General features: G+C 69.3%; 12 protein-coding genes. 11 read left to right on the forward strand and 1 reads right to left on the reverse strand.

Annotation, left to right across the window (positions count from 1 at the left end):
* Positions 1–84: 84 nt before the first annotated feature.
* From Q8O14_04305 to Q8O14_04355, 11 genes are all read left to right on the forward strand, one after another.
* A complete protein-coding gene (locus Q8O14_04305) occupies positions 85–777 on the forward strand; it encodes a hypothetical protein (GenBank protein MDP2359960.1) in 693 nt (230 codons plus the stop codon).
* Between the two features lie 196 nt (positions 778–973).
* On the forward strand, positions 974–1,666 hold the full coding sequence (locus Q8O14_04310) for a TetR family transcriptional regulator (GenBank protein MDP2359961.1): 693 nt from the start codon (positions 974–976) through the stop codon (positions 1,664–1,666).
* The gene (locus Q8O14_04315; GenBank protein ID MDP2359962.1) at positions 1,663–2,925 is read left to right on the forward strand and encodes a TolC family protein; all 1,263 of its coding nucleotides are present in this window, start codon (positions 1,663–1,665) and stop codon (positions 2,923–2,925) included. The genes Q8O14_04310 and Q8O14_04315 overlap by 4 nt, the downstream gene beginning before the upstream one ends.
* A 4-nt stretch (positions 2,926–2,929) precedes the next feature.
* Positions 2,930–3,850: an HlyD family efflux transporter periplasmic adaptor subunit gene (locus tag Q8O14_04320; protein MDP2359963.1), complete on the forward strand. Its 921-nt coding sequence runs from the start codon at positions 2,930–2,932 to the stop codon at positions 3,848–3,850.
* Complete coding sequence (locus Q8O14_04325; GenBank protein MDP2359964.1) at positions 3,847–4,767, forward strand: ABC transporter ATP-binding protein; 921 nt, start codon at positions 3,847–3,849, stop codon at positions 4,765–4,767. The genes Q8O14_04320 and Q8O14_04325 overlap by 4 nt, the downstream gene beginning before the upstream one ends.
* Positions 4,764–5,531, forward strand: a complete 768-nt coding sequence (locus tag Q8O14_04330) for an ABC transporter ATP-binding protein (protein ID MDP2359965.1) — start codon at positions 4,764–4,766, stop codon at positions 5,529–5,531. Before Q8O14_04325 ends, Q8O14_04330 begins: the two co-directional genes overlap by 4 nt.
* Positions 5,532–5,877: 346 nt before the next feature.
* Positions 5,878–6,987 carry an ABC transporter permease gene (locus tag Q8O14_04335; protein MDP2359966.1) on the forward strand — a complete coding sequence of 370 codons (1,110 nt, stop codon included), beginning with the start codon at positions 5,878–5,880 and terminating at the stop codon, positions 6,985–6,987.
* Positions 6,988–6,995: 8 nt separating this feature from the next.
* A complete protein-coding gene (locus tag Q8O14_04340; protein MDP2359967.1) occupies positions 6,996–8,105 on the forward strand; it encodes an ABC transporter permease in 1,110 nt (369 codons plus the stop codon).
* A gap of 197 nt (positions 8,106–8,302) precedes the next feature.
* Positions 8,303–8,545: a ribbon-helix-helix domain-containing protein gene (locus Q8O14_04345; protein MDP2359968.1), complete on the forward strand. Its 243-nt coding sequence runs from the start codon at positions 8,303–8,305 to the stop codon at positions 8,543–8,545.
* Entirely contained in the window at positions 8,530–8,868 is a 339-nt protein-coding gene (locus Q8O14_04350; protein ID MDP2359969.1) for a type II toxin-antitoxin system PemK/MazF family toxin, read from the forward strand. The genes Q8O14_04345 and Q8O14_04350 overlap by 16 nt, the downstream gene beginning before the upstream one ends.
* A 150-nt stretch (positions 8,869–9,018) precedes the next feature.
* Entirely contained in the window at positions 9,019–9,690 is a 672-nt protein-coding gene (locus tag Q8O14_04355) for a DUF4386 domain-containing protein (protein MDP2359970.1), read from the forward strand.
* A gap of 220 nt (positions 9,691–9,910) precedes the next feature.
* On the opposite strand, the gene Q8O14_04360 is transcribed toward Q8O14_04355, so the two are convergent.
* Positions 9,911–10,029, reverse strand: a 119-nt coding sequence (locus Q8O14_04360; GenBank protein MDP2359971.1) for an IS5/IS1182 family transposase, incomplete at its 5' end; no start/stop codon positions are given.

Here is a 10,029-nt window from a genome sequence, read left to right on the forward strand (position 1 = left end):
TGTCCAGGCGGGGGCGGCGCGGGCCGTCCCCGCCTTTCCACCATGCAACGGCCTGCGGCGACCGACCCGTGGAAGGAGCCCCACATGCGCGCCTTGATCCTCCTCCTGACCGCCCTTCTCCTGGGCCTGCGCCCCGCCCTGGGGCAGTCCCTCCAGCTGCAGGTGGCACCCATCGTGGTGGAGCCCGGCCAGTTGGTCACCGTCGAGCTTAGGGTGGACGCGGCCGTCTCCGACCTGCGCGGCTACACGCTGGACTTCCACTACAACCGGGACCGCGTCACCATCCAATCCATCCAGCAGGGCGAGGTGATGCTGGCCCACACGCCCACCTTTTTCTACTGGGAGGATGCGGGCGCCAACGGCAACAGCGTGCTCACCATCGACCACGCCATCCTGGGCGGCACCGCGGGCGGCCAGGGGCCCGGCGCCCTCTGCTACATCATCCTCCAGGGCGAGGACTGCGGCATCGAAACCCTGTGGGTGGACAACGCCCTCTTCCGCGACATGGACAACGATCCCCTCTACATTACCCTTGGCGCCGGGGTGGAGCACCAGGTCTGCCAGGTGCCACCGCTTTATATCACCAATCTGGGCAGCGGCGTCATGCAGCTGGACTGGGACCGCGCCCTCAATGCCCTCGAGTACCACCTCTGGCACCGGGAACGCTGGTACCAGCCCTGGGAGTACCTGGCCACCACGACGGACACCTTCTGGGTGGATCCGGCCACGCCGGGGCCGGCCATGCGCCTCTACCGGCTCAGCCTCCTCCTGCCCTGATCCCGCCTGTCGCGCATCCCTGTGGGTGGGTCCGCCCGACGCGGACCATCCCCCGCGACTGCCGCAGACAGCCCCCGTCGGCTCCCGCCGGCGGGGGCAATTCTATCCGCCCACGCCCTTGACTTCCCCGCTGCCACCTCTTATCATTCAACCGCCTTAGTCGGTTGACTAAGGCATTTGACCAAGGGAGCGCCCCGTGTCCATCATCCCGCCACCCGGCGAGGCCATCCCCGCCGCCGACCAACTGCCCGAGTCCTGGCGCGAGCCGCCCGCCGACACGCCGGCCGGACGCCTCTTCCAGGCGGCGCGCCTGCGCTTCGCCGCCGACGGCTTCCACGCCGCCTCCACCCGCGCCATCGCCGAGGCGGCCGGCCTCAACCAGGCCCTTGTCCACTACTACTTCGGCAGCAAGGCCGCCCTCTACCGCCGCGTCCTCACGGTGGAGCTGCTCAAGGTGCTGCGCCACCAGACGGAGGGCCGCCTGGGGGTCCTGCCCCTCGAGGAGCTGCTCGCCACTTTCCCCGGCCGCCTGCACGCCTGGTTCCAGGATCACCCCGAGACGGCGCGCCTCCTGCGGCGGGAGATCGGGGCCGAGGGTGGCGTGCTCAGGGAGATTCTGCCCGAGCTGGGGCCGCACGGTCCCCTCGGCCTGCGCAAGCGCCTCTCGGCGGCGGTGAAGACGGCCGTCACCGATGGCCGGCTGCGGCCGGTGCCGGCCGACCACCTCCTCGTCCTGCTGCTTTCCATCAGCTACGGCCTGGTGCTGATGGAGCCCCTCTTCCAGGCCGTGCTGGGCACCAACCTGCGGAAGGAGGCCACCCGGCGCGGCCTGCAGGCCTCGATCGAATCCGTCCTGCGCGGCGGTCTCGCTCCGGAGGTGAAGCCATGAAGGGCCTGCTCATCGTCCTGGCGGCCGTTCTGGCCGCCCAGGCCCGGGAGATGCCGGCGGACAGCCTGGATCTGGCCTCCTTCCTCCAGCGCGCCTGGCAGACCGCGGAGAGTCCCGTCGCCGCCCGTCATGTCCTCGCGGCCGCGCTGGATGCCCGCCGCCAGGCCGCCGCCCGGCGCGCCCCGGTGCTCGGCTTCGATCTGGCGACGGGTTGGGTGAGTCGCACCCAGGAGCTGGACATCCCCGGCCGCTCCATCTCCTTCGGCGACGGTCGCACGGTGGACGCCGCCCTGGCCGCCAGCTGGACCCTCTACGCCGGGGGCGCCCTGCGCGCCGGGGAGGTGGCGGCGGCGGCCCAGGCCGTGGTCCGCGACCAGGAGTTGATGGCCGACAGCCTGCGTCTGGCCGGCGAACTGCGCGTCGCCTGGCTGGAGGCCATGGTGGCGCAGGCGGCCTGGGAGGCGACGGCCCTGTCGCTGGGACGCCTGCAGCGTCACCACGAGGAGTTGGGCCGCCGTCGAGCGGCGGGCCTGGGCGGCGAGGAGGCCGAGCTGCTCGCCGAGAGCCGCCTGCTCACCGTGCGCCAGGAGGAGGAGCGTCGCCGCGGCGCCATGACCGTGGCCCGGCTGGAGCTGGGCTCGCTCTGCGGCTCCCCCGGGCGGGCCGTGGTGCCGCGGGGCGATCTCGGGCCGTCGTGGCTGGATCCTGGCCTGCCCCCCATCCGTCCCGCCGCGCTGGGTGCCCTTGACGCCCGCCTCTCGGTGGCCGGCGCCGTGGAGGCGGAGCGCGCCGCCGCTTTGCGCCCGCGCCTGGAGGCCGGCGCCGCCTGGCACCTGGCGCGACCCGGCGTGGATCCCATCACCAATGAATGGATGGACTACGGCAGCGCCCAGCTGCGCCTGCGCTGGACCCTGTGGGATCATGGCCTGGGGCGTCTGCGGCGCAGCGAGGCGGCCTGGGAGCGGCGCGCGCTGGAGCAGCGCCTGGCCGAGGCCGAGCGTCGCCAGGTGGCGCGGCTGGCCGCCGTCCTGGAGCTGAGACGGAGCGAGGAGCTGGCCCTGGACCAGGCGGCGCGGCGGGTGCAGGTCGAGGAGCGGCGACTGGAGCTGGTGGAGAGCCGTTGGCGGGAAGGGATGGCCACCGAGCGCGAATGGCTGGACGCCGCGGATGACGCGCGGCAGGCCCGCCTCGAGGAGATCCTGGGCGCGGCCCGCCTGCGCCTGGCGGAGAACCAGCTTCGGCTGGCCAAGGGAAGGTGAGGCGATGATGAGCTGTTCACGCTGGACCCATGGGCGATGCCGCCAGGTCCTCCTGACTCTGGGGGCCGGCCTTCTGGCCGTTGGCTGTGGTGGCAAGGCGGGGGGCGGACGGCCCGCGGGCAGCCTCGAGGCGACGGATCTGCGGTTGGCGCCCTCCCTGGCGGCCCGCGTGCTGGAGGTGCGGGCGGTGGAGGGCGGGGTGGTGGCCGCCGGCGACACGCTGGTGGTGCTTGACCTTTCCCTGCAGCAGCTGCAGCGGGCCCAAAGCGCGGCCGGCCTGGCCACCCTGGCTGCCCGCCTCAAGCGGGCCAATGACGGCGGGCGGGAGGCGGAGACCGCCCTCCAACTGGCGGAGCGGACCCTGGAGCGCGTGACGGCCCTGCACGCCGCCGGCAGCGCCACCGACCAGCTGTTGGACGAGACCCGCGCCCAGCGCGACCAGTGGGTGGCGCGGCGCCTGGCCGCGACCCACGAGGGCGAGGCCCTCGCCGCCGAGCGTCTGGCCCTGGAGGCCACCCTCGCCGTGCAGGACCGTCTCCTGGCCGACGCGGTGCTGACCGCGCCGGGTCCGGGAACGGTGCTGGAGCGCTACGCCGAACCCGGCGAATGGCTGGCCCCCGGGCAGCCCGCCCTGCTCCTGGCCGACCTCTCGCACTTGGAGCTGCGTTTCTACCTGGGTGCGCCGGAGCTGGGCCTGGTGCGTCCGGGGCTGGCCCTCCAGCTGGAGGTCGACGCCTTTCCCGGCGAATCCTTCCCCGCCACCGTCTCCTGGGTCTCCTCCGTGGCGGAATTCACGCCGCGCAACACCCAGACCCGCGAGGCCCGCGCCCAGCTGGTCCACGCCGTGCGCGCCACCGTGGAGAACCCGGCGGGCCGGCTGCTCATCGGCATGCCGGCGGAGGTCATCCTGGCGGACACGCCATGAGTCCGCCAGTCCTGGCCGTCGATTCCCTGCGCCGCGCCTGGGCCGGACGCCCCGCGCTGGCCAGCCTGTCCCTGGAGCTGGGGGCGGGCGGAACGCTGGGCCTGATCGGTCCCGACGGCGCGGGCAAGACGACGGCCATGCGCATCGTCTGCGGCCTGCTGCGGCCCGATGGAGGATCGGCGCGCGTGCTGGGACTGGACTGCGCCACCCAGACGGCCCGCATCCGGCCCCTGCTCGGCTACATGCCGCAGCGCTTCAGTCTCTACCCCGATCTCAGCGTCGACGAGAACCTGCGCTTCTTCGCCGAGCTGCACGGCCTGCCCGCCGCCCTGTGGCGGCGGCGGCGCGAGCGCCTGCTCGCCTTCGCCCGCCTCGAACCCTTCACCCGGCGCCGGGCCGGCGCCCTCTCGGGCGGCATGAAGCAGAAGCTGGCCCTGGCTTGCACCCTGCTGCACGAACCGCGCCTCCTCATCCTGGACGAACCCACCACCGGCGTGGATCCCGTCAGCCGGCAGGAGTTCTGGCACTTGCTGGGCGAGCTGGCCGGGCAGGGCATGGCCCTGTGGGTGAGCACGCCCGCCATGGACGAGGCGGCGCGCTGCGACCGCATCCAGCTGCTCCATCAAGGCCACGTCCTGGCCGATGGTCCGCCCGCCTCCGTCGCCTCCGCCGTGCGGCGCCGGCTGCTGGTGGTGGCCGGCGGGGGCGGCCGGCTCATCGAGCGCGGGTTCAGCCGGCTGGAGCTGGGCGATGTGCGCCGCGTGGGCAACGACCTGCGCCTGGCCTGCGACACCGAGCAACAGGTGGAGGAGGCGAGGCGATTCGCCCAGACGCAGGGTTTGACGGCGCTGCCCAGTCCCCCCGGGCTTGAGGACGCCTTCTTCGAGCTGACCTCCCAGGGGAGGGAGGCGGCGTGAGCCACCGCCCGGCACCCTGCCTGTCAACCGCGCCCGGCGGGAGCACGCTGGCCCTCCATGCCAAGGGGCTGACCCGGCGCTTCGGCTCTTTCACGGCGGTGGAGGCGCTGGACCTGGAGGTGGCCCGCGGCGAGATCTTCGGCTTCCTGGGCGCAAACGGGGCGGGCAAGACGACGGCCATCCGCATGTTCTGCGGCCTGCTCGCCCCCAGCGCCGGCGAGGCCTGGGTGGACAGGCTGCCCGTGTCCAGCCGGCCGGAGGAGGTCAAGCGGCGCATCGGCTACATGAGTCAGCGCTTCGGTCTTTACGAGGATCTGGCCGTGGGGGAGAACTTGCAGTTCTATGGCGGCATCTACGGGCTGCCCCCGGACGATCTGCGCCAGCGGGGCGACGAGCTGCTCGCCCGCCTTGACCTGACGGACTGGCGCACGGCGCGGACGGGGGCGCTGCCCCTGGGCTTCAAGCAGCGTCTGGCCCTGGGCGTGGCGCTGCTGCATCGGCCACCCATCCTCTTCCTGGACGAACCCACCGGCGGGGTGGATCCGGTGGCCCGGCGCCGTTTCTGGGATCTCATCTACGAGGTGGCGGACGAGGGGGCGACCGTCCTCGTCACCACCCATTTCATGGAGGAGGCCGAGTACTGCGGGCGTGTCTCGATCATGGTGGAGGGGCGGCTGGCCGCCCTGGGCACGCCGGCCGGGCTCAAGGAGCAATGGGGCGCCGCCAGCATGCAGGAGCTTTTCCTGCGGGTGGTGGCGGCATGATGGGGCGGCGCGGGGACATGGGTGGCGAGTTCCTTGAGGCCGCCGGGGCCGAGCGACGGCCATGGCCTGGATCGCTGGCGGCAGGGTCGTCCATCGATGAGGACATGAGGCGCGCGCCAGCCTCGTGCCGAAGCGGCCCTTGTCAAGGGAATGATCCGGTCCAGCAAGAAAGTGGTGGATGGACGGGGGGATAGGGGGATCATTTTTCACTTGTCCGAGTGCCCCGGGTGGGTGGGGGGTGGTGGGAGGGAAAACCGCCATTCACTCGAACATGTACGACCTGCCACGATCCTTTTCCACCATTCCTTTTCCATGGAAGTGGTGGGGCGCAGCCAGGGAGGCTGCCATGAGGCGGGTCCTCGCCATCGCCGCCAAGGAGTTCCTCCACATCCTGCGCGACCCGCGCAGCCTGCTGGTGGCCATCCTCATGCCCCTGGCCATGGTCTGGCTCTACGGCACGGCCATCGACATGGAGCTGCGCCAGCTGCCCATCGCCGTGCTGGATCAGGACGGCGGCCCCGCCGCCCGCTCCCTGGTGGCGGAGATCGGCTCCAGCGGCTTCATTCAGGTCGTGCAACACCTGGAGAAGCGGGATCAGATCGAGGCCGGCTTCCGGCGCGGCCATTTCCTGGCCGCCCTCGTCATCGCGCCGGGCTTCGGGCGCGGCCTGGGTCGCGACGGCCAGGGCGAGCTGCAACTGGTGGTGGACGGCGCCGACGGCTCCACCGCCGCCACCGTGGCCGGCTACCTGGAGCAGGCCCTGCGCCTCCACGACCAGCGGCTGGCCGGCGCGACCGGGCACGCGGTGCCGTCCGGCCTCGCCCTCGAGTCGCGCACCTGGTTCAATCCGCAGCGGGTCAGCGCCTGGTTCATCGTTCCCGGCCTCGTCGCCATCGTCCTCATCATGATCTGCGCCCTCCTCGCCAGCATCTCCATTGTGCGCGAGCGGGAGACGGGCACCCTCGAGCAGGTGCTGACCGCCCCCGTGACCCCCCTCCAGGTCATCCTGGGCAAGATCCAGCCCTACCTCCTCATCGGCGTGCTGAACACGGCTGTCATCTTCGCGGTGGGACGCTGGGTCTTCCAGGTGCCCATGGCCGGCTCCTGGCTCGCCCTCTGGGGCTACACCCTGCTCTACTTGTGGGTGGCGCTGGGCCTGGGCCTGCTCATCTCCGCCCTGGCGCGCACGCAGCAGGTGGCCATGATGCTGGCCCTCGTCGTCACCCTGCTCCCCACCCTGCTCCTCTCGGGCTTCATCTTCTCCCACGCCAGCATGCCCTGGCCCCTGCAACTGGTGGGGCAGCTCATCCCCGCCACCTGGTACCTGCGCATCATCCGCGGCGTGATGCTGGCCGGCGTCAACGCCTGGCCCCTCGAGGGCTCCATCCTGGGCGCCATGGGCCTGCTGCTCGGCCTGCTGGCCCTGCGCCGTTTCCGCACGCACCTGGACGAGTGAGGAGGACGATGGACGCGCTGCGCAGCCTCATCGTGAAGGAGTTCCGTCAGATCTTCCGCGATCCCATGATGGTGCGGCTCATTGTCTTCATGCCCATCATCCAGCTCTTCGTGCTGGGCTACGCTGTCAGCTTCGACCTCAAGGGCGTGCGGCTGAGCGTGCTGGACGAGGACGGCAGCGCCTCGTCGCGCCGCCTCGCCGCCGCTGTCCTGCAGACCGAGACCTTCCGTCCCGGGCCGGTGGCGGCCCATCCCCGGGAGATCGAGCACCTGCTGGTGACGGGCCGGACCGACATCGCCCTTCATTTGCCCGCCGGCTTCCAGCGCGACCAGGAGCGCGGCCGGGCCGTCTTGGGACTCACTGTGGACGGACGCAACTCGGCGCAGGCCGGGCAGGCCCTGGCCCAGATCCAGGCCATCCTGCAGCTGGAAGCCCGGCGGGCGTCCCGGGAAGCGACGGGCCGCGCGCCGGCCGGCGGCATCCGCCTGGCCACGCTCTTCCTCTACAATCCGGAGCTGGTCAGCCGCTTCCAGATGGTGCCGGCCATCGTCGTCGTGCTGGTCACCGTCATCTCCGCCATGCTGACCAGCATGACCGTGGTGCGCGAGAAGGAGCTGGGCACCCTCGAGCAGCTGCTGGTCAGTCCCCTCACGCCACTGCAGCTTGTCCTCGGCAAAACCCTGCCCCTCGCCCTGCTCAGTTTCGGCGAACTGGCCCTGGCCACCACCGTGGCCGTCCTCTGGTACCAGCTGCCCCTGGCCGGCTCCGTCCCGCTGCTGGGCGGCGCCTTCCTGCTCTACCTGCTCGTCACGCTGGGGGGCGGCCTGCTTGCCTCAACCGTCTCCGGGACGCAGCAGCAGGCCATGTTCACCGTCTGGTTCTTCCTCGTCTTCGCCATCCTCCTCAGCGGCTTCTTCTTCCCGGTGGCCAACATGCCGGAGGCCCTCATCTGGCTCACCTGGCTCAATCCCATGCGCTTCATCATCGAGATCGTGCGCGGCATCTTCCTGAAGGGGAGCGGCGCCGCCGACCTCTGGCCGCAGCTGGCCATGCTGGCCCTGCACGGCACCGCCTTCTTCAGCCTGGCCATCTGGCGCTTCCGCAAGCGCCTCGCCTGATGCCCAGCGACCGCCCGCTTCGCCCTGGGCTGACCCAGTCTTGACGAAGCGCCGGCTCCGTGGCCTCGCCCGCCGGCAGCCAGCCTCGCCGTCCTTGACCCGGACGCGCCCAGTCAGATTGGGCTGCAATTGGCGTTAGGCACACAAGCAGTTGCAACTCCAGCGCGGTATGAATATATTGCATACCGGAGGACCAAATGCCAAAAACCAAGATCGCCATCGCGCTTAATCCCGCAGTTCTCGCCCGTCTCGACGGGCTTGTGATCGAAGCAGGCTTCCCAAGCCGCAGCCAAGCTGTGGAAGCGGCCATCGAAGAGAAGTTAGAGCGTCTTGAGCGAACACAGCTGGCGCGGGAATGCGCCAAGCTGGACCCGGCCTACGAAAAAGCCATGGCTGAGGAAGGCCTGAACGAGGATCTGGCAGAATGGCCCACCTACTGAGAGGTGAGATCCGCTGGGCGGATCTGAATCCCGTGCGAGCCCATGAGCAGGCTGGGTTACGGCCCGTTCTGATTCTAAGTCATGATGTGTTCAACGAGCGGTCAGGAACGGTAATCGCTGTCGCGCTGACCAGCCAGGTTCAGCGAGCAGGCTTTCCACTCACACTGGAGATCGAGGGAATTCCATTACCCAAACCGTCTTGGGTCAAGATCAGTCAGATTCGAACACTTGCCGTTGAGCGAATCGGCGACAGACTGGGTCGAATTTCGCCGGAGCAGTTGGCCCGGGTCGTAGAGGGTCTAAATCAGATAATAGGTGCCTAACAGCGGCTGAAGCCAACGTTGGGCGGACCTGAGGTAGCAGGGGCGGGAGCGTGGAGGCCTCTAGCGGTGCAGACCGACGAGACTCCTCAACGGCAATAACAGGGAGAGGACACGATGGATTCAACGAGAACAACGGCACGAGTCGCAGGATTGCTGTACCTGCTCGTCGTACTCACAGGGATGTTCGTCCTCATTTACGTTCCTGGCAGGTTGTTCGTCCGGGGAGACTCCGCCGCGACGGCCGGTAACATCTTGGTCCACGAGTCGTTGTTCCGAAGCTACATTGTTGTCGGGCTCGTCTCCGAGTTCCTCTTCATCTCGCTCGTCCTGGCCCTTTACCGACTGCTGAAGGGAGTGAACCAGCAGCACGCCGCGCTCATGGTGATGCTGGTGCTCATGACTGCTCCGTTGGCATTCGTGGGCACGGCGAACCAAGTGGCCACCCTCGGATTTGTGCGCGGTGCTGAGTCCCTGACGGTGTTCGACAAGCCCCAGCGGGACGCCGTCGCAATGCTGCTCTTCAATGCGGACAAGGAGGGGACTCTTGTTGCACAGATCTTCTGGGGGCTGTGGCTCCTTCCCCTCGGGCTGCTTGTGTTCCGGTCAGGCTTTCTTCCTCGCATCTTGGGCGGCTGGCTGGTCATCAACGGCTTCGCCTATGTAGCCATCAGCCTTACGGGGCTGCTCTTGCCACAACGCGTGGGAATGGTCTCGAAGATCGCCATCCCCGCCCTCCTCGGGGAGGTGGTGTTCACGCTTTGGCTACTAATCGTAGGTGCAAGAGCGCAGCAGTTGGACGCGGCTGCGCGGTCACCGAGCTGAAGACCCGAGGCGCTTGTGCTTGGGGGCTCGCCTGTCACGCTGCTTGCGGAAAGGGCGCGAAGAGCTAGCAGCCTGTCGGGCTTGGGCCTTGGATGGGATTCGCGCCCAAATCGAGGCCGGTTTTTCGGAATTTTCGATGAGCATACTGGTGGTCTGTTCAAGAAAATTGCGGAAAATCCGGACCGATTGGGGCGATGAAGACCGCCAAGTGGCTAAGAGCCTATCCGTGAATAATATTTACGTCTCCCGGCACCATGCGGAAAACAATGATGGCTGCGGCAAGCATGACCAGCGCGATGTAGCTGCGGTCGAGTTTTTCATACCGCACCAGAAGCTTTC

The sequence above is a fragment of the bacterium genome, assembly GCA_030685015.1.
Taxonomy (GTDB): Bacteria; CAIWAD01; CAIWAD01; order CAIWAD01; family CAIWAD01; genus CAIWAD01.